The organism is Pseudomonas sp. Snoq117.2 (assembly GCF_900110545.1).
Taxonomy (GTDB): Bacteria; Pseudomonadota; Gammaproteobacteria; order Pseudomonadales; family Pseudomonadaceae; genus Chryseomonas; species Chryseomonas benzopyrenica.
The window spans coordinates 299,087-321,453 of record NZ_FOED01000004.1 but is presented as its reverse complement, the minus strand read 5'-3'; the positions used below and the strand labels follow the sequence as shown (position 1 = coordinate 321,453).

16 protein-coding genes are annotated in these 22,367 nt (G+C 65.1%); 15 read left to right on the top strand and 1 reads right to left on the bottom strand.

The annotated features are described in order from the left end of the window. Positions 1–131 precede the first annotated feature (131 nt). From rpmE to BMZ43_RS13300, 3 genes are all read left to right on the top strand, one after another. Complete coding sequence (gene rpmE / locus BMZ43_RS13310) at positions 132–347, top strand: 50S ribosomal protein L31 (RefSeq protein ID WP_007161618.1); 216 nt, start codon at positions 132–134, stop codon at positions 345–347. Then, positions 347–1,174, top strand: a complete 828-nt coding sequence (locus BMZ43_RS13305; protein ID WP_256562935.1) for a thermonuclease family protein — start codon at positions 347–349, stop codon at positions 1,172–1,174. The genes rpmE and BMZ43_RS13305 overlap by 1 nt, the downstream gene beginning before the upstream one ends. A gap of 112 nt (positions 1,175–1,286) precedes the next feature. Beyond that, complete coding sequence (locus tag BMZ43_RS13300) at positions 1,287–2,555, top strand: malic enzyme-like NAD(P)-binding protein (protein WP_017641029.1); 1,269 nt, start codon at positions 1,287–1,289, stop codon at positions 2,553–2,555. Between the two features lie 54 nt (positions 2,556–2,609). Here the strand turns inward: BMZ43_RS13300 and BMZ43_RS13295 are convergent, their stop codons facing one another. Further along, positions 2,610–5,030, bottom strand: a complete 2,421-nt coding sequence (locus BMZ43_RS13295) for a penicillin-binding protein 1A (RefSeq protein WP_017641028.1) — start codon at positions 5,028–5,030, stop codon at positions 2,610–2,612. Positions 5,031–5,197: 167 nt separating this feature from the next. On the opposite strand from BMZ43_RS13295, the gene BMZ43_RS13290 reads away from it, so the two are divergent. From BMZ43_RS13290 to BMZ43_RS13235, 12 genes are all read left to right on the top strand, one after another. Further along, on the top strand, positions 5,198–6,262 hold the full coding sequence (locus tag BMZ43_RS13290) for a pilus assembly protein PilM (protein ID WP_093254205.1): 1,065 nt from the start codon (positions 5,198–5,200) through the stop codon (positions 6,260–6,262). Beyond that, entirely contained in the window at positions 6,263–6,850 is a 588-nt protein-coding gene (locus tag BMZ43_RS13285) for a PilN domain-containing protein (protein ID WP_017641026.1), read from the top strand. Continuing rightward, a complete protein-coding gene (gene pilO / locus BMZ43_RS13280) occupies positions 6,847–7,500 on the top strand; it encodes a type 4a pilus biogenesis protein PilO (protein WP_017641025.1) in 654 nt (217 codons plus the stop codon). Before BMZ43_RS13285 ends, pilO begins: the two co-directional genes overlap by 4 nt. After that, positions 7,497–8,015, top strand: a complete 519-nt coding sequence (locus BMZ43_RS13275) for a pilus assembly protein PilP (protein WP_026083837.1) — start codon at positions 7,497–7,499, stop codon at positions 8,013–8,015. The genes pilO and BMZ43_RS13275 overlap by 4 nt, the downstream gene beginning before the upstream one ends. Next, positions 8,015–10,264, top strand: coding sequence for a type IV pilus secretin PilQ (gene pilQ, locus BMZ43_RS13270; RefSeq protein WP_173150271.1), 2,250 nt, complete (start codon positions 8,015–8,017; stop codon positions 10,262–10,264). Before BMZ43_RS13275 ends, pilQ begins: the two co-directional genes overlap by 1 nt. Positions 10,265–10,269: 5 nt before the next feature. Next, the gene (gene aroK, locus BMZ43_RS13265) at positions 10,270–10,788 is read left to right on the top strand and encodes a shikimate kinase AroK (RefSeq protein ID WP_026083835.1); all 519 of its coding nucleotides are present in this window, start codon (positions 10,270–10,272) and stop codon (positions 10,786–10,788) included. A 52-nt stretch (positions 10,789–10,840) separates the two neighbouring features. Beyond that, complete coding sequence (gene aroB / locus BMZ43_RS13260; protein WP_093254200.1) at positions 10,841–11,935, top strand: 3-dehydroquinate synthase; 1,095 nt, start codon at positions 10,841–10,843, stop codon at positions 11,933–11,935. An 18-nt stretch (positions 11,936–11,953) separates the two neighbouring features. Next, entirely contained in the window at positions 11,954–13,552 is a 1,599-nt protein-coding gene (locus BMZ43_RS13255; RefSeq protein WP_093254198.1) for an AAA family ATPase, read from the top strand. Between the two features lie 216 nt (positions 13,553–13,768). Next, positions 13,769–18,217 carry a glutamate synthase large subunit gene (gene gltB, locus BMZ43_RS13250; protein WP_068384931.1) on the top strand — a complete coding sequence of 1,483 codons (4,449 nt, stop codon included), beginning with the start codon at positions 13,769–13,771 and terminating at the stop codon, positions 18,215–18,217. Positions 18,218–18,307: 90 nt separating this feature from the next. After that, a complete protein-coding gene (locus BMZ43_RS13245) occupies positions 18,308–19,726 on the top strand; it encodes an FAD-dependent oxidoreductase (RefSeq protein ID WP_093254196.1) in 1,419 nt (472 codons plus the stop codon). 370 nt (positions 19,727–20,096) lie between these two features. Continuing rightward, positions 20,097–21,164, top strand: coding sequence for a uroporphyrinogen decarboxylase (gene hemE / locus BMZ43_RS13240; protein WP_093254193.1), 1,068 nt, complete (start codon positions 20,097–20,099; stop codon positions 21,162–21,164). A gap of 92 nt (positions 21,165–21,256) precedes the next feature. Beyond that, positions 21,257–22,270, top strand: coding sequence for an Ldh family oxidoreductase (locus tag BMZ43_RS13235; protein ID WP_093254192.1), 1,014 nt, complete (start codon positions 21,257–21,259; stop codon positions 22,268–22,270). The last annotated feature ends 97 nt before the right edge of the window (positions 22,271–22,367 follow it).

The window sequence follows — 22,367 nt, the reverse complement described above, 5'->3', positions numbered from 1 at the left end:
ATGGTAGCAGACAGGCGGTGAGGGGGCTGCTTGCGCCTCCTATCCGCTCTGGTATGATTTGCAGCCCAAATCTGTGCGGTATCCGGCAATGGCGCCGGGTGGCGGCACAGCTAGACCCCGAGGATAGTTCCATGAAAGCTGATATCCATCCGCAGTACGATGCCATCGAAGCCACCTGCAGCTGTGGCAACGTCATCAAGACCCGCTCGACCCTGAGCAAGAACATTCACCTGGACGTCTGCTCCGAATGCCACCCGTTCTACACCGGCAAGCAGAAGGTCCTGGACGCTGGCGGCCGTATCGATCGCTTCAAGCAGCGCTTCGGCGTGTTCGGCAGCAGCAAGTAATGCGCTGCCGTCGACCATCTCTGCATGGCTCGACACTGAAAAAGGCGTCCCTCTGGGGCGCCTTTTTCGTTTCTACCCTGGCAACTGCACCTCTGGCCCTGGCCGCGGCGTGCCCCTTGCTGCCGGACGGCCAGGAGGTCGAGGTGCGGCAGGTGGTGGACGGCGATACCCTGCGCCTGGTCGATGGTCGCTCCGTGCGCCTGATCGGCATCAACGCACCGGAGCTGGGCAGGTCCGGCGGCACGGCGCAGCCCTATGCCGAGGATGCACGTCGACGCCTGCAGGCGCTGGTGGACGCCAGTGACGACCGCCTGCGCCTGGTCCCGGGTCGCGAGGCGACCGACCACTACGGTCGTACCCTGGCCCATCTCTATGACCGCCAGGGCCGCAATCTCGAAGCCCAGTTGATCGCCGAGGGTCTCGGCTACGCGGTGGCCATCGCGCCCAATACCCGACTGGCCGGCTGTCAGGTCGCGGCGGAAGGCGCGGCGCGCAAGGCTCGACTCGGTGTTTGGAAAAAGGACCCCACCCTTTCCGCCACGCATATCCAGGAGAGTGGTTTCGCCGTGGTGCAGGGGCGCCTGCAGGGGATCGAACGCAACCGGGGCGGACTCTGGCTGCAGTTCGACGGCGATCTGGTGGTCAATGTGCCGAATCGCTTTGTGGATGCCTTCGCTGAGCTGCCACTGCAGCAATGGATCGGGCGCCAGCTCGAGGCACGGGGCTGGATCGTCGATCGCAGCCGTCGCCAGGAAGCGGGGCGGGCACGCTGGCAGCTGACCCTGAGCGATCCGCACATGCTGGGTTTGCGGGTTGAATCGTTTTAGCCGAAAGTCGTATTGCGATTGATTTCAGGCATATGGCCGATTGCTTGTGGCACCTTGAGTCTTTGCGTATTCTCGCCCGACCCAAGACCCACACCACGCGGATATACCAATAATGTCTGATCTCAAAACCGCCGCCCTCGAATACCATGCTCAGCCGCGTCCCGGCAAACTCAGCGTCGAGCTGACCAAGCCCACCGCGACCGCTCGTGACCTGTCCCTGGCCTACAGCCCCGGCGTCGCCGAACCTGTCCGCGAGATCGGCCGCGATCCCGAACTGGCCTACCGCTACACCGGCAAAGGCAACCTGGTCGCCGTGATCTCCGACGGTACCGCCATCCTCGGCCTGGGCAACCTCGGCCCGCTGGCCTCCAAGCCGGTGATGGAAGGCAAGGGCGTGCTGTTCAAGCGCTTCGCCGGTGTGGACGTCTTCGACATCGAGGTCGACGCCGAGAGCCCCCAGGCCTTCATCGACACCGTCAAGCGCATCTCCATCACCTTTGGTGGCATCAACCTGGAAGACATCAAGGCGCCCGAGTGCTTCGAGATCGAGCGCGCCCTGATCGAACAGTGCGACATCCCGGTCTTCCACGATGACCAGCACGGCACCGCCATCGTCACCGCCGCCGGCATGCTCAACGCCCTGGAAATCGCCGGCAAGCGCCTGGAAGACGCCAAGATCGTCTGCCTGGGTGCCGGTGCCGCCGCCATCTCCTGCATGCGCCTGCTGGCGAGCATGGGCGCCAAGGTCGAGAACATCTACATGATCGACCGTCAGGGCGTGGTCCACAGCGGCCGCAACGACCTGAACCAGTACAAGGCGGCCTTCGCCACCGAGACCAGCAAGCGCACCCTGGACGACGCCCTCGAAGGCGCTGACGTCTTCGTCGGTCTGTCCGGCCCCAACCTGCTGTCGGCCGAAGGCCTCAAGCGCATGGCGGCCAACCCTATCGTCTTCGCCTGCTCCAACCCGGATCCGGAAATCACCCCCGAGCTGGCCCACGCCACGCGCGACGACGTGATCATGGCCACCGGTCGTTCCGACTATCCGAACCAAGTCAACAACGTCCTGGGCTTCCCCTTCATCTTCCGTGGTGCCCTGGACGTCCGCGCCCGGGTCATCAACGAAGAGATGAAGATCGCCGCCGCCCTGGCCCTGCGCGACCTGGCCAAGCTGCCGGTGCCCAAGGAAGTCTGCGCCGCCTACAACGTCGACAGCCTGAGCTTCGGTCGTGAGTACATCATTCCCAAGCCCATGGATGCTCGTCTGATCACCCTGGTATCCGATGCCGTGGCCAAGGCCGCCATCGAGACCGGCGTGGCCACGCTGCCCTACCCGGCGAACTATCCGCTGAAGTCGGTGGATGACGTCTTCGCCAAGTAAGGCCCGAAGCAATAAAAAAACCCCGCCACGGCGGGGTTTTTTATTGGCTGGAGATCAGAAGATGTCCATGGGCACGTTTTCGCTGGAGGGCAGCGGCGTGCCGGGCGCCACGCCGGGCGGCAGTTCGTCCAGGCTCGGCGGGGTGTCCTCGCTCTTGAACAGCTCGAAATAGGCGTTGGGCGTGCCGGGCGGCGCGGCGCGACCGGTGGTGGGGTCGACGCGGATGGAGACGATGCCGTCCGGTTCCTTGAGCTGATGCGGCGGCTTGTCCTTGAGCGCGGCACCCATGTAGCTCATCCAGATCGGCAGGGCCACGGTACCGCCGAATTCCTGGCGGCCCAGGGTCTCGGGTTGGTCGAAGCCGGCCCAGACCGTGGTCACGTAGTCACCGTTGTAGCCGGAGAACCAGGTGTCCTTGGATTCGTTGGTGGTGCCGGTCTTGCCGGCCAGGTCGTTGCGGCCCAGTTCCAGCGCCTTGCGGCCGGTGCCGCGCTTGATCACGTCCTGCAGCATGCTGTTCATGATGAAGGCGTTGCGCGGATCGATGACCTGGGGGGCGAACACCGGCGCCGGATTGGCCGGGTCGGCGGCGGCGGTGTCGGCCGCCGGCGTGACCTCGACGCCCGGCGCGGTCGTGGCCTGCGCCTGCTGGGGCACCCGTGGCGCGGCCATGCGATAGACCACCTTGCCGTCGCGATCGGTCACGTGATCGACCACGTAGGGTGTCACCTTGTAGCCCTCGTTGGCGAACACCGACCAGCCGGTGGCCACTTCCAGCGGCGTCAGGCCCGGGGTGCCGAGAGCGAGCGACAGGTTGCGCGGCAACTGGTCGCGCTCGAAGCCGAAACGACTGACGTAATCCAGCGCATAGTCGATGCCGATGGCCTGCAGCACCCGGATGGACACCAGGTTGCGCGAGCGATAGAGGGCCTCGCGCAGGCGGATTGGGCCGAGGAAGGTGTTGTTGTCGTTCTTTGGCCGCCAGGCTTCGTCGGGATTCTCGTCCATGAAGACGATGGGCGCATCGTTGACCAGGCTGGCGGCGGTAAAGCCCTTCTCCAGCGCAGCGCTGTAGATGAACGGCTTGAAGCTGGAACCGGGCTGGCGCCGGGCCTGGGTGGCGCGGTTGTAGTTGCTCTGCTCGAAGGAGAAGCCGCCGATCAGGGCGCGAATGGCGCCATCCTGGGGGTCGAGGGAGACCAGGGCGCTCTGCGCCTTGGGAATCTGCGAGAACTTCAGGCTGCCATCGTCCTGGCGCTGCACCCGGATCAGGTCGCCGACCTTGACCACGTCGGCCGGACCGTTCGGGCGTGGCCCCAGGCTGTTGGCGCTGAGGTAGGGGCGTGCCCATTTCATCGAGTCCCAGGAGACCGCCTCTTCCTTGCCCTCGCGGGTCAGGACCAGGATGCCGCTCTTTTCCACCTGGGTGACCAGGGCCGGATCCTGACCGCCGACGATGCGCTGCTTCTGGATCAGCGCGGTCCATTCGGCGCGGCTGCGATTGGGCCACTGGGCCTCGGGGCCGCGATAGCCGTGCCGGCGGTCGTAATCGGTCAGGCCGTCACGTACGGCTTCGAACGCATCCGTCTGCAGCCGGCTGTCGATGGTGGTGTAGACCTGGTAGCCATCGGTGTAGGCATCGCCACCATAGCGACCAACCATTTCCGCCCGTGCCATCTCGGCGATGTAGGGGGCGTTGAGCTCAGGCACGGCGACGTGATGATAGGCCTCGAGCGGCTCGGCGATGCCGGCCTGGTAGGCCGCCTGATCGATATAACCGAGCTTGAACATGCGTTCGAGAATCCAATTGCGTCTTTCCAGGCTACGCTCAGGATTAGCGACCGGGTTGTAACGCGACGGCGCCTTGGGCAGACCGGCGATCATCGCCATCTGGGCGACGGTCAGGTCCTTGATGGACTTGCCGTAGTAGACCTGGGCGGCGGCCTCGATGCCGTAGGCGCGGTTGCCCAGGTAGATCTTGTTGACATAGAGCTCGAGGATCTCGTCCTTGGTCAGTTGGCGCTCGATTTGCAGCGCCAGGAGGATCTCGGTGAATTTGCGCGAGAAGCTGCGCTCGCTGGTCAGGAAGTAGTTCTTGGCGACCTGCATGGTAATGGTGCTGCCACCGGTCTGGATGTGTCCGGTCTTGACCAGCTGGCTCACTGCCCGTGCCAGGCTTTTCACATCCACGCCATAGTGATTGGCGAAGTTGTCATCCTCGGCGGAGAGCAGGGCATGGATGAAATCGGGCGGTATCTCGTTGAAACGCAGCGGCGAGCGGCGCATTTCGCCGAATTCGGCGATGAGTTTGCCGTCCGCGCTGAACACCCGCAGAGGGATCTGCAGTTGCACGTTACGCAGGGCATCGATGGAGGGCAGGCTGGGGCTGAGGTAGAGGAAGGCACCGCTGAGACCCAGCAACAGGCTGCAGACCAGGGCGACCAACGACCACCAGAAAAATTTCAGAACACGCATCAAGAGACTTTTCGAATGGAAAGAAGGAAAGGGCGACAGGTGACGGTCAGCCTACACGGCGTCGCCATTATAGGCGCGTTTGGCGGTTGGCCGCTATTTGCTCGGGTGTCAAGTCTGTTATCTAATGCCCGTCCGCGGAAGACCACCGTCGCTCATAGGGAACTGATGTGCTAGGGCTATTCAGAAAGAAGGCGAATACGCTGCTGGGTATCGACGTCAGTTCGACATCCGTGAAACTCATCGAGTTGAGCCGTGCAGGCGGGCGCTACCGGGTGGAAGCCTATGCGGTCGAACCTCTGCCGGCCAATGCCGTGGTGGAAAAGAACATCGCCGAGCTGGAGGGCGTGGGCCTCGCCATCGGCAGGGTGCTGGTCAAGGCGCGCAGTTCCGCGCGCAGCGCCGCCGTGGCTGTCTCTGGCTCGGCGGTGATCGCCAAGACCATCGAGATGGATGCCGGCCTCACCGACGACGAGCTGGAAAACCAGATCAAGCTGGAAGCTGACCAGTACATTCCCTATCCGCTGGACGAGGTCGCCATCGACTTCGAGGTGCAGGGGCCGTCGCCACGCAACGCCGAGCGCGTCGAGGTGCTGCTGGCCGCTTGCCGGAAGGAAAACGTCGAGGTCCGCGAAGCGGCCCTGGCGCTGGCCGGCGTCTCGGCCAAGGTGGTCGACGTCGAGGCCTATGCCCTGGAGCGTGCCTACCAGTTGCTGGCCAATCAGCTCGGCGGCTATGTCGACGACCTGACCGTGGCGGTGGTCGACATTGGCGCCACCATGACCACCCTGAGCGTGCTGCACAACGGCAAGACCATCTACACCCGCGAGCAGCTGTTTGGCGGCCGCCAGCTCACCGAAGAGATCCAGCGCCGCTACGGCCTGTCGGTGGAGGAGGCCGGTCTGGCCAAGAAGCAGGGTGGCCTGCCTGACGACTACCAGAGCGAGGTACTGACGCCCTTCCGCGAGGCGGTGGTGCAGCAGGTGGCGCGCTCGCTGCAGTTCTTTTTCGCCGCCGGGCAATACAATGATGTGGACTACATCTTGCTTGCTGGAGGAACCGCGTCAATTTCCGGACTCGACCGCTTGATCCAGCAGAAAATCGGCACCCCCACGGTCCTGGCCAATCCCTTCGCCGACATGACCGTCAGCAACAAGGTCAATGCGGCGGCCCTGGCGGGTGACGCCCCGGCGCTGATGATCGCCTGCGGCCTGGCCATGAGGAGTTTCGACTAGATGGCCCGCATCAACCTCTTGCCCTGGCGGGAGCAGCTGCGCGAAGAAAGGCGCAAGCAGTTCCTGGTGATCCTGGGCGGCATCTTCGTGCTCTCGTGCGGCGCTGTGTTTCTCGGGGATCAGTACCTGTCCGGCGAGATCGCCCGTCAGGAGGCGCGCAATGCCTTCATCCAGCAGAACATCGCCCAGCTGGACGTGCGCATCAAGGAGATCAGCGAGCTCAAGACCCGGCGCCAGCAACTGCTGGCACGGATGAAGATCATCCAGGACCTGCAGGGCAACCGCCCGGTCATCGGCCACGTCTTCGATCAACTGGTGCGCACCCTGCCGGACGGCGTGTACTTCCGCGAGCTGAAGATGCAGGGCGACACCCTGTCCATCAGCGGCGAGGCGGAATCCAACAACCGGGTCTCCAACCTGATGCGTAATCTGGACGCCTCCGACTGGTTCGCTTCGCCTACGCTGATCGAGGTGAAGGCCACCACCGCCGGGGCGGTGGATCAGGCCAACACCTTCCAGCTCACCGTCAAGCAGACCCAGCCCGGCGCTCCTGCTCCGGCCCCGCTCGCCAAGGGAGGCAAACCATGAGTCTCGCCGATTCCCTGGCCAGCCTGCGCAAGGTCGACATCAACGAACTCAGCCTGGAGAACCTCGGTTCCTGGCCCAAGCCGGTCAAGGTCATCGCCTGCCTGCTGATCGTGCTGGTGGTGCTCCTGCTCGGCTATCAGTTCCATCTCAGCGACATGCAGGCGCAGCTGGACAGCCAGCGCACTCAGGAAGAAACCCTCAAGCAGCAATACGCCAGCAAGGCCTTCCAGGCCGCCAATCTGGATGCCTACAAGCAGCAGATGGTCGAGATGGAAGAGTCCTTCGGCGCGCTGCTGCGGCAACTGCCCGGCGATACCGAAGTGCCGGCGCTGCTGGAAGACATCACCCGCACCGGTCTGGGCAGTGGTCTGGAGTTCGAGCAGATCAAGCTCCTGCCCGAGGTGACCCAGCAGTTCTATGTCGAGTTGCCGATCCAGATCACCGTGGTGGGCAATTATCATGACCTGGCGACCTTCGTCAGCAGCGTCTCCAGCCTGCCGCGCATCGTCACCCTGCACGACTTCGACCTCAAGCCGGTGGATGACCGAAACGCCAATGGCGGCGGCACGGTATCCGGGACCGGTGGCAAGTTGCGCATGAACGTCCTGGCCAAGACCTATCGCTACAACGACAAGGGGCTCGGCAAATGAGGACGCCTCTGTTGCTCTGCCTGCTGACCGGCGTGCTGGTCGGCTGCGGTTCCAGCGATACCAGCGATCTGCAGGCCTTCATGGACGAAACCCGCGCCAAGCCGCGCGGTTCCATCGAGCCGCTGCCGCAGTTCCGCGCCTACGAACCCTTCACCTATGCCGCTGCGGCGCTGCGCAGCCCCTTCCAGGCGCCGGTACGCATCGACCCCACGGTGCGCCAGCGCGGGACCGGCAACATCAAGCCGGACGTGAATCGGCCGAAGCAGTTTCTCGAAGGCTTCAACATCGAGACCTTCAGCATGGTGGGCATCCTGGCCAACGCCAGTGGCCGCTATGCGCTGGTCAACGGCGCCGGGGGCGTACATCGCGTCAAGGTGGGGGACTACCTGGGCCGCAATGACGGGCGCATCACCAAGATCACCGACGGTGAGATCGACGTGATCGAAATCGTCCCGGATGGCGAGGGTGGCTGGCTGGAACGGCCGCGCACCATCACCTTGAAGGAAAAGACTTAATGGGCGGGGCAAGTACAGTGAAGACGAATAGCGCAAGACGGCTGGGACTGGGATTGGCCTTGTTGCTGGGTAGCCTGGCCGGCCAGGTCCTGGCCGCCGATCTGCAGGCCTTGAACGTCGCCTCCCTGCCCGGGGATCGCATCGAACTCAAGCTGACCTTCGATCAGCCGGTGCCGATCCCCAAGGGCTACACCATCGAGCAGCCGGCGCGGATCGCTCTGGACCTGCCCGGCGTGGCCAACAAGCTGGGTACCAAGAGCCGCGAGCTGGGCAATGGCAATGCCCGCAGCGTGACGGTGGTCGAGGCGGGCAACCGGACCCGGCTGATCATCAACCTCACCAATCTGGCCAGCTACGACACCCGTGCCGACGGTCGCAACCTGTTCGTCACCATCGGCGGTACCGCGGGTCGCCAGGCGGCCGGCGCCCAGGCCAACCTGACGCCGAACCTGCCGCGCGCCGCGGCGCCGGCCACCGTGACCGCGCCGTCGTCCGCCCCGCTGCCCAGCGCCGTCACCCGCACGCCACTGCCGCCGACTCAGGCCACTTCCACCGTGGCGGCCATGACCGCGCCGCGGCCGCAACTGCGCGGTAAGGCGATCCGTCATCTCGACTTCCAGCGGGGTCCCCAGGGCGAGGGCAACGTGGTCATCGACCTGAGCGAGACCGGCATCAACCCGGACATCCAGGAGCAGGGCGGCAAGATCCGCCTGACCTTCGCCGGCACTCAGTTGCCTGAGGAGTTGCGGGTACGGCTGGACGTCAAGGACTTCGCTACCCCAGTGCAATTCGTCAACGCCTCGGCTGACAGCGGTGGCGCCTCCATCGTCATCGAACCGACCGGGACCTACGACTACCTGGCCTACCAGACCAACAATCGCCTGACCCTGAGCGTCAAGCCGCTCACCACCGAGGAAAAGGAAAAGCGCGCAGCCGATCGCTTTACCTACACCGGCGAAAAGCTGTCGCTGAACTTCCAGGACATCGACGTCCGTTCGGTGCTGCAGCTGATCGCCGACTTCACCAACCTCAACCTGGTGGCGAGCGACACCGTGCAGGGCAACATCACCCTGCGCCTGCAGAACGTACCCTGGGATCAGGCGCTGGACTTGATCCTCAAGACCAAGGGCCTGGACAAGCGCCAGATCGGCAACGTGCTGCTGGTCGCGCCGGCCGACGAGATCGCTGCGCGTGAGCGCCAGGAGCTGGAATCCCAGAAACAGATCCAGCAGCTCGCTCCCCTGCGGCGCGACCTGATCCAGGTCAACTATGCCAAGGCCGCCGACATCGCCAAGCTGTTCCAGTCGGTGACCAGTGCCGACAAGACCGCCGACGAGCGTGGCTCCATCTCGGTGGACGAGCGTACCAACAGCATCATCGCCTACCAGACCCAGAATCGCCTGGACGAACTGCGGCGCATCGTCTCGCAGCTGGACATCCCGGTACGTCAGGTGATGATCGAGGCGCGGCTGGTGGAAGCCAATGTCGACTACAGCAAGCAGCTGGGCGTGCGCTGGGGCGGCAATACTCGCCAGGGCAATTTCTCAGTCTATGGCAAGGATGGCGCGACGACCGTTGATAGCACCACTAACCAGGCTTTCCTGCCTGGAACCAGCACCATCGGTAACGTCACCGCCGCCACTGGCCTCGCGCCCACGCCCTTCGTGGACATGGGCGTCTCCGGCAGCACTTCGGGCATCGGCATCGGTTTCATGGCTGGTGGTCAGATGCTCGACCTGCAGCTGTCCGCTCTGCAATCCAGCGGCAATGGCGAGATCATCTCCCAGCCCAAGGTAGTGACCTCGGACAAAGAAACCGCCAAGATCCTGCGCGGTACCGAGATTCCCTACCAGGAAGCCAGTTCCAGCGGTGCCACCAGCACCAGCTTCAAGCAAGCCGCGCTGTCGCTGGAGGTCACGCCGCAGATCACCCCGGACAACCGCATCATCATGGAGGTCAAGGTCAACAAGGATGCCCCTGACTACCAGAATGCGCTCAATGGCGTGCCGCCGATCAGCAAGAACGAGGTCAATGCCAAGGTCCTGGTGAGCGATGGCGAGACCATCGTGCTGGGCGGGGTGTTCTCCAACACCCAGACCAAGTCCACCACCAAGGTGCCGATGCTGGGGGATATCCCCTATGTCGGCCGGCTGTTCCGCCGGGATTCGGTCACCGACAGCAAAGTCGAGCTGCTGATCTTCCTCACGCCGCGTATCATGAACAACCAGGCGATAGCGGTTGGTCGATGACATAAGTGCGTAATCTGTTTCTCGTAGGACCGATGGGCTCGGGCAAGAGCACCATCGGCCGGCTCCTGGCGAAGGAATTGCGGCTGCCGTTCAAGGATTCCGACAAGGTAATCGAAGAACGTACCGGTGCCGACATCCCCTGGATCTTCGATGTGGAAGGCGAGCAGGGCTTTCGCGAGCGCGAACGCGCCGCGATCGCTGAGCTGTGCGCGGAGAACGGCCTGGTGATGGCTACCGGCGGGGGTGCCGTGCTGCGCGAAGACAATCGTCAGGCGCTCAAGCGTGGCGGGCGGGTCATCTACCTGCATGCCTCCATCGAGCAGCAGATCGAGCGCACCTCCCGGGATCGCAATCGACCGCTGCTGCAGACCGCCGATCCCGCGGCGGTGCTGCGCAATCTCATGGCCATGCGCGATCCGCTGTATCGGGAGATCGCCGACATCATCATCGAGACCGACGAGCGGCCACCCCGGATGGTCGTGCTGCAGATACTCGACCGTCTGAAAGCCCTGGCACCGCATTAAAGCCGCGAGCGTTCTGCGCTATGCTAGGCGCCCTTTGAATCAAGGTGACGGCATGCGGACTCTTCACGTCGAGCTCGGTGAGCGCAGCTACCCGATCTACATCGGCCAGGGCCTTCTGGATCGACCGGAATGCGTCCTGCCCCATCTCGCCGGGCGCAAGGTGGCGATCGTCACCAACGAAACCATCGCGCCGCTCTATCTGGAGCGTCTGCTGCGCACCCTGGGCGATCGCCCGGTCAGCTTGATCGTGCTGCCCGATGGCGAGGCGCACAAGAACTGGGAGACCCTGCAGCTGATCTTCGACGGCCTGCTGCAGGATCGCCATGATCGCAAGACCACCCTCATCGCCCTGGGCGGCGGGGTGATCGGCGACATGGGCGGTTTCGCCGCGGCCTGCTATCAGCGCGGAGTGGACTTCATCCAGGTGCCGACCACGCTGCTGTCCCAGGTCGATTCCTCGGTGGGCGGCAAGACCGGCATCAACCACCCGCTGGGCAAGAACATGATCGGCGCCTTCTACCAGCCCAAGGCCGTGGTCATCGATACCGACAGCCTGGCGACCCTGCCGGCGCGCGAACTCTCGGCGGGTCTGGCCGAGGTCATCAAGTACGGCCTGATCTGCGACGAGCCCTTCCTCGGCTGGCTCGAAGAGCATGTCGAGGCGCTGCTGGCACTGGATCAAAGCGCACTCACCGAAGCCATCGAGCGCTCCTGCGCGGCCAAGGCCCAAGTGGTGGGCAGCGACGAGCGCGAGTCGGGTCTGCGGGCGATCCTCAACCTCGGCCATACCTTCGGTCACGCCATCGAGACCCACCAGGGCTATGGCGTCTGGCTGCACGGCGAGGCGGTTGCCGCCGGCATGGTCATGGCGCTGCAGATGTCCCTGCTGCTGGGCTGGCTCAGTGCCGCGCAACGCGACCGCGCCATTCGCCTGCTGGTTAAGGCCAAGCTGCCCGTGGTACCGCCGGCGGACATGCAGCCGGCCGATTTCGAACGCCTCATGGCGGTGGACAAGAAGGTCCTGGATGGACAACTCCGGCTGGTACTGCTCAGTGACCTGGGCCAGGCCGTGGTGACCGCCGACTTCGCCCGCGACATTCTCGAGCAGACGCTGCGTACCGATTACCAAGCGCTGACCGCCCAGTAAGGAGAACAAGAGAGTCCCATGTCCAATCTGCACGCCGACGAAGCCTTCCTCGGTCACTATCAGTTCACTCACGACCCGTTCGCCGCCCGCGTTCCCGGTTTCAAATTCTTTCCGGCCCAGCGCAAGCCGGTGCTGGGCCAGTTGCATCACCTGGCCCGCTACAGCCAGCTGCTGCTGGTGGTCAGTGGTCCCGAGGGCAGTGGCAAGACGCTGCTGCGCCAGGCGCTGGCGGCCAGTACCAAGAAGGAGGCCGTGCACTGCGTGGTGATTTCCGCGCAGAACGGCGGTGACGCCCGCACCGTGCTGGCCCAGGTCGCCAAGGGCGTTGGCGCCGACAGCCAGACGCCGGCGGCCATTCTCGCGCAGGCGGCGGAAGTGCGCCTGGCGGGGCAGGAGGTCTACATCCTGGTGGATGACGCCGAGGCCCTGGCCACTCCCGCGCTGGAAGCTCTGCTGGAGCTGGCCGGGGGCAGCGAAAAGGAGCGCCTGCACGTCTTCCTGTTCGGCGAAGCGGAAGTGGTGATGCGCCTGGAGGACATTGCCCAGGGCGAAGAGCGCTATCACGTCATCGAGTTGCTGCCCTACAGCGAGAGCGAGGCCGAGGAGTACCTGGCCCAGCGCCTGGAAGGTGCCGGCCAGGGCCTGGAGATCTTTACCGACGAGCAGCTCGCGACCATCCACGAGCGCTCCGGCGGCTGGCCCGGTCGGCTCAACGAAGAAGCCCGGGATGTGCTGGTGGCCGGCATGAGCGCCCGGCGCAAGAAGGCCGCGGCACCGGTGAAAGGCTCGCGCAATCTGCTGGCGGCCCTGCCGCGCAAGCACCTGGTCATTCTCGGGGTGGTGGTGCTGGCGGTAGGCGCCGCGGCGCTGTCGCTGAAGGGCGGCAAGAGTGAGACCCCGGCCACCGGCACGGCCGGACAGGACCTGCCCATGGGTGGCCAGAACACCGCCTCTGCCGGTAAGGACGCCCAGGGGGCGCCCATCCAGTTCGACGGCTCTTCCAAGCCGCTGCCCCTGCCGCTGGTGGGTGAGTCGCAGCCGGTCATCCGTGAACCCTTGGCGGAAGCGGCGGGCGGTCGTCAGGCGGGTACCGCCGCGGGCAACGACATGGGTGCGGGCGGCGTGCCGCCGACCGTGACCACCGATGCCCCACCCATCAGTGACGAGGACGAACTGCCCAGCCGCACGCCGGCGCGTACTCCGGCGGCCAGCGCTCCGGCAGTGGCGGCTCCGGCGCCCCGTCACACCGCACCTGCGCCTACCCCCGCACCGGCACCGAGCAAGCCGGCTCCGGCTGCAGCGCCCGCTCATGCTGGCAGCGCAGCGGCGGGTTGGTACGGCAGCCAGGCGGGCAGCAAGTACGCCCTGCAGGTGGTGGGTACCAGCACCGAGAAGGCGGCGCAGGACTTCATCGCCGCCCAGGCCGACAGTGGCAACTTCCGCTATTTCAAGAAGAGCTACCAGGGCAAGGCGCTCTATGTGGTGACCTACGGCAACTTCGCCAATCGGGCAGCGGCCGAAGCGGCGGTCAAGCAGTTGCCAGCCAAGGTGCAGGCCAGCAAACCCTGGCCGCGGACCTTCGCCAGCATCCAGCAGGACATCGCCACCAGTCGCTGATTCTTGCCTGCTACGCAAAGAAAGCCCCGGTGCTATCACGAGAGTGATGCCGGGGCTTTCTTTTTTGCGTCATCGAATTTCCATCAGGTGTCATCAGTGTTTGTCGTAAGCGATTTTTTCGCTACACTGGTCAGCCTTTGACTGTCCGAAAAAAGTTCAAATAAGCGGACCGTTTTGTGATGCCTTCGCAATAACCTGATTGCCGGTGAGAGCGCTATGAAAGCAGGTCTGTTCAATCCCGATAGCTTCAAGGACAACTGCGGCTTCGGCCTGATCGCCCATATGCAGGGCGAGCCCAGCCATGACCTGCTGGAAACGGCCATCGAAGCCCTGACCTGCATGACCCACCGGGGCGGTATCAACGCAGACGGCAAGACCGGTGACGGTTGCGGTCTGCTCATGCAGAAGCCGGACGCCTTCCTGCGCGCCATCGCCCAGGAGCAGTTCGGCGCCGAGTTGCCCGAGCAGTACGCCGCGGGCGTGGTGTTCTTCAACCAGGACGAGGCCCGCGCCGAACAGGCCCGCGCCAACATGAACCTGGAGATCGAGGCCGCTGGTCTGACCCTGGTCGGCTGGCGCAAGGTGCCCATCGACACCTCGGTACTGGGCGAGCTGGCCCTGGCGCGACTGCCCCGCATCGAGCAGGTGTTCGTCGCCGGTCCGGGTCTCGACGACCAGCAGTTCGGGGTCAAGCTGTTCTCCGCCCGCCGCCGCTCCTCGGTGCGCAACGCCGAAGACGCCGAGCACTACATCTGCAGCCTGTCGTCCCGCGTCATCGTCTACAAGGGCCTGATGATGCCGGCGGATCTCGCCGCCTTCTATCCGGACCTCGGCGATCCGCGCCTGGCTACCGCCATCTGCGTGTTCCACCAGCGCTTCTCCACCAACACCCTGCCGAAGTGGCCGCTGGCGCAGCCCTTCCGCTATCTCGCCCACAACGGCGAGATCAACACCATCACCGGCAACCGCAACTGGGCCCAGGCGCGGCGGACCAAGTTCGTCAACGAACTGATTCCGGATCTCGACCAGCTCGGTCCGCTGGTCAACCGCGTCGGTTCCGACTCCTCCAGCATGGACAACATGCTAGAGCTGCTGGTGACCGGCGGCATGGACCTGTTCCGCGCCGTGCGCATGATCATTCCGCCGGCCTGGCAGAACGTCGAGACCATGGACGCCGATCTGCGTGCCTTCTACGAATTCAACTCCATGCACATGGAGCCCTGGGACGGTCCGGCCGGCGTGGTGCTGACCGAAGGCCGCTACGCAGTGTGCCTGCTCGACCGCAACGGCCTGCGCCCGGCGCGCTGGGTGACGACCAAGAACGGCTACATCACCCTGGCTTCGGAAGTCGGCGTCTGGAACTACCAGCCCGACGACGTCATCGCCAAGGGCCGGGTCGGCCCGGGCCAGATCCTGGCCGTGGACACCGAGACCGGCGAGGTGCTGCAGACCGACGACATCGACAATCGTCTCAAGGCGCGCCATCCCTACAAGCAGTGGCTGCGCAAGAACGCCATGCGCATCCAGGCGACCCTTGACGACCATGATCACGGTTCGGCCTTCTACGACCAGGATCAGCTGCGCCAGTACATGAAGATGTTCCAGGTCACCTTCGAGGAGCGTGACCAAGTGCTGCGTCCGCTGGGCGAGCAGGGCCAGGAAGCCGTGGGCTCCATGGGCGACGACACGCCCATGGCGGTGCTGTCGCGGCGCATCCGTTCGCCCTACGACTACTTCCGCCAGCAATTCGCCCAGGTCACCAACCCGCCGATCGACCCGCTGCGCGAGTCCATCGTCATGTCCCTGGAGACCTGCCTGGGTGCCGAGCGCAACGTCTTCGAGGAAACCGCCGAGCACGCCGATCGCGCCATCCTGAGCAGCCCGGTGATCTCGCCGGCCAAGTGGCGGACCATCCTCAACATGCCCAAGCCCGGCTTCGAGCATGTCACGATCGACCTCAATTACCCCGAGTCCATGGGGCTCGAGGCGGCGCTGCGCAACATTGTCGAGCAGGCCGAGGAAGCGGTGCGCGCCGGCAAGGTACTGTTGGTGCTGACCGACCGCCACATCGAACCGGGCAAGCTGCCGGTGCATGCGGTGCTGGCCACCGGCGCCGTGCATCACCACCTGGTCAACCTGGGGCTGCGTACCAGCAGCAACATCCTGGTGGAGACCGCCACCGCCCGTGATCCGCACCACTTCGCCGTGCTGCTGGGCTTTGGCGCCACCGCGGTCTATCCGTTCCTGGCCTATGAGGTGCTGGGCGATCTGATCCGCACCGGCGAGGTGCTGGGCGACCTCTACGAGGTGTTCAAGTACTACCGCAAGGGCATCACCAAGGGCTTGCTCAAGGTGATCTCCAAGATGGGCATCTCCACCGTCGCCTCCTATCGCGGCGCCCAGCTGTTCGAGGCCGTGGGCCTGGCGGACGAAGTCACCGACCTGTGCTTCCCCGGTGTCACCAGCCGCATCAAGGGCGCGCGCTTCGTCGACCTGGAAGCCGAACAGAAGCTGTTGGCCGGCGAAGCCTGGAACAACCGCAAGCCGATCCAGCCGGGTGGCCTGCTCAAGTTCGTCTATGGCGGTGAGTACCATGCCTACAACCCGGACGTGGTCAATCTGCTGCAGGCCGCCGTGCAGCAGGGCGACTACGCCAAGTTCCGCGAATACACCGCGCTGGTGGACCAGCGCCCGGTGGCGATGATCCGCGACCTGCTCAAGGTCAAGACCAGCGACCAGCCCCTGGCCTTGGAAGAGGTCGAGCCGCTGGCCAACATCTTCACCCGCTTCGATGCTGCCGGGATCTCCCTGGGCGCCCTGTCGCCGGAAGCCCACGAGGCCCTGGCCGAGGCCATGAACCGCCTGGGCGGCCGCTCCAACTCCGGTGAGGGCGGTGAGGATCCGGCGCGCTACGGCACCATCAAGAGCTCCAAGATCAAGCAGGTGGCCACCGGCCGCTTCGGCGTCACTCCCGAGTACCTGGTCAATGCCGAGGTCTTGCAGATCAAGGTGGCCCAGGGCGCCAAGCCGGGCGAGGGCGGTCAGCTGCCCGGCGGCAAGGTCAACGGCCTGATCGCCAAGCTGCGCTATGCGGTACCCGGCGTGACCCTGATCTCGCCGCCGCCGCACCACGACATCTATTCCATCGAAGACCTGTCGCAGCTGATCTTCGACCTCAAGCAGGTCAATCCCAAGGCGCTGGTATCGGTCAAGCTGGTGTCCGAGCCTGGCGTAGGCACTGTGGCCGCCGGTGTGGCCAAGGCCTATGCCGACCTCATCACCATCTCCGGCTACGACGGCGGTACTGGTGCTTCGCCGGTGACCTCCATCAAGTACGCCGGCTCGCCCTGGGAACTGGGCCTGGCCGAGGCGCACCAGACCCTGCGCGGTAACGATCTGCGCGGCAAGGTCCGGGTGCAGACCGACGGCGGCCTGAAGACCGGCCTGGACGTGATCAAGGCGGCCATCCTCGGCGCCGAGAGCTTTGGCTTCGGCACCGCGCCGATGATCGCCCTGGGCTGCAAGTACCTGCGCATCTGCCACCTGAATAACTGCGCCACTGGCGTCGCCACCCAGAACGACCGGCTGCGCAAGGAACACTTCATCGGCACGGTGGAGATGGTGATGAATTTCTTCACCTTCATCGCCGAGGAAACCCGTGAGTGGCTGGCCAGGCTGGGCGTACGCAGCCTGGGTGAGCTGATCGGCCGTACCGATCTGCTGGAAATCCTGCCGGGCGAGACCGCCAAGCAGCAGCACCTGGACCTCACCCCGCTGCTGGGGAGCGATCACATTCCGGCCGAGAAGCCGCAATACTGCCAGGTGGAAAAGAACCCGCCATTCGACCAGGGCCTGCTGGCCGAAGAAATGGTGCGCCTGTCGCTGCCCGGGATCGAAAAGCTCGAAGGCGGTGACTTCAGCCTCAGTATCGGCAACTGCGACCGCTCCATCGGTGCCCGTGTCTCCGGCGAAATCGCCCGGCGTCACGGCAACCAGGGCATGGTCAAGGCGCCGCTGACCTTCCGCTTCAAGGGCACCGCTGGCCAGAGCTTCGGCGTCTGGAACGCCGGCGGCCTGCACCTGTATCTGGAAGGCGATGCCAACGACTACGTGGGCAAGGGCATGACCGGCGGCAAGCTGGTCATCACCCCGCCCCAGGGCGCGGGCTTCAAGAGCCAGGAATCGGCCATCATCGGCAATACCTGCCTCTATGGCGCCACCGGTGGCAAGCTGTTCGCCGCTGGCACCGCCGGTGAACGCTTCGGGGTGCGTAACTCCGGGGCCCACACCGTGGTGGAAGGCACCGGCGACCACTGCTGCGAGTACATGACCGGCGGCTTCGTCTGCGTCCTGGGCAAGACCGGCTACAACTTCGGCTCGGGCATGACCGGCGGCTTCGCCTATGTGCTGGACCTGGACAACGGCTTCTATGACCGGGTCAACCACGAACTGGTGGAGATCCAGCGCATCAACAGCGAGGCCATGGAGGCCTACCGTAGCCACCTGGAAGGGGTGCTGGCCGAATACGTGCGCGAGACCGGCAGCGCCTGGGGCAGCCATCTCCATGAGAACCTGGACGACTACCTGCGCAAGTTCTGGCTGGTGAAGCCCAAGGCCGCAAGCCTGGCGTCGCTGTTGGTCAGCACCCGCGCCCGTCCGGAATAACGACTTCGATGCCGGCGCCTCAAGGCGCCGGTTTCACCGTGATAGCTCGTGGCGCCCATCTGAAGGGGCGTCGCTTCAAGAGGTTTGGAAATGGCTGAACGTCTGAACAACGACTTCCAGTTCATCGAGGTCGGTCGCAAGGATCCAAAGAAGAAGCTGCTGCGCCAGCGCAAGAAGGAATTCGTCGAGATCCACGATCCCTTCAAGCCGCAGCAGGCCGCCGAGCAGGCGCACCGCTGCCTGGGTTGCGGCAACCCCTATTGCGAATGGAAGTGCCCGGTGCACAACTTCATTCCCAACTGGCTCAAGCTGGTCTCCGAAGGCAACATCCTGGCGGCGGCGGAGCTGGCGCACCAGACCAACACCCTGCCCGAGGTCTGTGGCCGGGTCTGCCCGCAGGATCGACTCTGCGAGGGCGCCTGTACCCTCAATGACGGTTTCGGCGCGGTGACCATCGGTTCGGTGGAGAAATACATCACCGACACCGCCTTCGCCATGGGCTGGCGCCCGGACATGTCCAAGGTCAAGCCGACCGGCAAGCGCGTCGCCGTGATCGGTGCCGGTCCGGCCGGCCTGGGTTGTGCCGACATCCTGGTACGCAACGGCGTGACCCCGGTGGTGTTCGACAAGCATCCCGAGATCGGTGGCCTGCTGACCTTCGGCATCCCCGAATTCAAGCTGGAAAAGACCGTGCTCAGTCGCCGTCGCGAGGTCTTCGGCGGCATGGGCGTGGAATTCCGTCTGAACACCGAGGTGGGCAAGGACGTGACCATGGATCAGCTGCTCGAGGAATTCGATGCGGTCTTCCTGGGCATGGGTACCTACACCTACATGAAGGGCGGCTTCCCCGGCGAAGACCTGCCTGGCGTCCACGACGCCCTGGATTTCCTGGTGGCCAACGTCAACCGCAACCTGGGCTTCGAAAAGGATGCGGCCGACTTCGTCGACATGAAGGGCAAGCGCGTGGTGGTCCTGGGCGGTGGTGACACCGCCATGGACTGCAACCGCACCTCCATCCGCCAGGGTGCCAAGAGCGTGACCTGCGCCTATCGCCGCGACGCCGCCAACATGCCGGGCTCGCGCAAGGAAGTGAAGAACGCCAAGGAAGAGGGCGTGAAGTTCCTCTTCAACCGCCAGCCCATCGCCATCATCGGTGAAGACAAGGTGGAAGGCGTCAAGGTGGTGGAAACCCGTCTGGGCGAGCCCGATGCCCGTGGCCGCCGCAGCCCCGAGCCGATCCCCGGTTCCGAGGAGATCCTGCCGGCCGATGCGGTGGTCATCGCCTTCGGTTTCCGCCCGAGTCCCGCGCCCTGGTTCGAGCAGTTCAACATCGACATCGACAGCCAGGGCCGGGTCGTCGCGCCGGGGCTGCACGAGTTCAAGCACCAGACCAGCAACCCGAAGATCTTTGCCGGTGGCGACATGGTGCGCGGCTCCGATCTGGTGGTGACCGCCATCTTCGAAGGCCGCAACGCCGCCGAGGGCATCCTCGACTACCTGGGCGTCTGAGGCCAGGCCGCTGGACAAGAGCCGACCGGTGCAAGCCGGTCGGCTTTTTTTTGGGGTGGGATCCTGCCGGCACGGGGCTTCGTGCAGTATCCGCCAAGCAATCGCGGCCATGGGCCGCTCCTACGAAAAACGTCACTCTGTAGGAGCGGTCGCTACGGCGCACCGGCATGGCCACGATTAGCCCGCCGAGCCGTAGGATTGAAAACCGCACAGCGTTTTCCATCTGGATGACCGTCCGGCGATAGGCGAGGCTGCACCGTCACCCTACGGAGCACCCCATCACCCCGATAGATAAAAGGCACGCCCCCCTGCCGTGCCTTTTGCCAGCCGCTTTGCGACAATGCCGGCACTTTTGCTGCCGGATGTCGCCATGACTGCCCTGAAGAACGACCGTTTCCTGCGTGCCCTGCTCAAGCAGCCGGTGGACGTCACCCCGGTGTGGATGATGCGCCAGGCCGGGCGCTACCTGCCCGAGTACCGCGCCAGCCGGGCCCGCGCCGGTGACTTCATGAGTCTGTGCAAGAACCCGCAATTCGCCTGCGAGGTGACCTTGCAGCCGCTGGAGCGCTATCCCCTGGATGCGGCCATCCTCTTCTCCGACATCCTCACCATCCCCGATGCCATGGGCCAGGGCCTCTATTTCGAGACCGGCGAGGGTCCGCGCTTTCGCAAGGTGATCGATACCCCGGCCGACATCGAGGCGCTGCCGATCCCCGATGCCGAATCCGACCTGGGCTACGTGATGGACGCCGTGCGCACCATCCGCGCGGCGCTGGACGGCCGGGTACCCCTGATCGGCTTTTCCGGCAGCCCCTGGACCCTGGCCACCTACATGATCGAAGGCGGCTCCAGCAAGGATTTCCGCAAGGCCAAGGCCATGCTTTACGACACCCCCGAGGCCCTGCACCTGCTGCTGGACAAGCTGGCCCAGGCGGTCACCGCCTACCTCAACGGCCAGATTCGCGCCGGTGCCCAGGCGGTGCAGATCTTCGATACCTGGGGCGGCAATCTGTCCGCCGCGGCCTACCAGGAGTTCTCCCTGGCCTATATGCGCAAGATCGTCGCCGGGCTGATCCGCGAGCATGAAGGACGACAGGTACCGGTGATCCTCTTCACCAAGAACGGCGGTCTCTGGCTGGAAAGCCTGGCCGACAGCGGCGCCGAGGCCCTGGGCCTGGACTGGACCTGCGACATTGGCGAAGCGCGCCGCCGCGTGGGTGCCAAGGTTGCCCTGCAGGGCAACATGGACCCCAGCGTGCTCTACGCCAAGCCGGCGGCCATTCGCGCCGAGGTGGGGCGTATCCTGGAAAGCTATGGCCAGGGCAGCGGCCACGTCTTCAACCTGGGTCACGGCATCACCCCCGAGGTGGATCCGGCCCATGCCGGCGCCTTCATCGAAGCCGTCCACGAGTTGTCGGGGCGCTACCACCAGGGCTGACTGTGCCGGGATCGGCATGACCGGTCCCAAGTCGAGCGAGCGGGCCGTGGCCGGTTGCGGCATAGTCGGGGTTTTCCCGATGGAGCGCCGCCATGGCCCAGATGACCCTGGAAGAGCTGCAGCACCTGGCCGAAGAGGTGCTCGCGGCCCAGGGTTTCAGTCAACCGCAGAGTACAGCCATCGCCGCCATGATGGTGGCCGGCCAGCGTGATGACTGTGCCTCCCACGGCATCTATCGGCTGCTGGGCATCGTCAAGACGCTCAAGGCCGGCAAGGTGGTGCCGGATGCCGAACCCCGCATCGAGGACGTGGCGCCGGCCATCGTCCGGGTCGATGCCGGGGGTGGCTTCTCGCCGCTGGCCTTCCACGCCGGTCTGCCGCTGCTGGAAGCCAAGGCGCGCGCCTGTGGCCTGGCGGCCCTGGCGATCAACAACTGCGTGCACTTCTCGGCGCTCTGGGTGGAGATGGAAGCCCTCACCGCCAGGGGCCTGGTGGCCCTGGCCTGCAATCCGACCCAGGCCTATGTCGCCCCCGCCGGCGGTCGCCGCCCGCTGTTCGGTACCAATCCCATCGCCTTTGGCTGGCCGCGGCCGGAAGGGCAACCCTTCGTCTTCGATTTCGCCACCAGCGCCGTGGCTCGCGGCGAGATCGAATTGCACCGCCGTGCCGGCAAGGCCTTGCCGGAGGGCTGGGGAGTGGATGCCGAGGGCGCTCCCAGCAGCGATGCCCGCACCGTGCTGGAGGAGGGCGCCATGCTCACCTTTGGTGGTCACAAGGGCTCGGCGCTGTCGGCCATGATCGAATTGCTCGCCGGACCCCTGATCGGCGATCTCACCAGCCCGGAATCTTCCGCGGTCGACGCCGGCGCGGGTGGCTTGCCCTATCACGGCGAACTCATCCTGGCCTTCGATCCCCAGCGTTTTCTCGGCGCCGCGGTAGGCGACTACCAGCAGCGCGCCGAGCAGTTGTTCGCCGGCATCGAGGCCCAGGGCGCCCGCCTGCCGTCGCAGCGCCGCTACCAGGCGCGGGCTCGCAATACCACCCGTGGCTGGGTGGAGGTGCCGGACGAACTCCTAGCCGACGTCCGGGCCCTGCTACCTGGCTGAGCCGGGACGCGATGCGCATCACCTGAAGGAGGCTGCGACAACGCGGCCTCTGAACCCCGTGCCAGACGCAGGGTCCACGACTGGCCCCCTTAGTGCC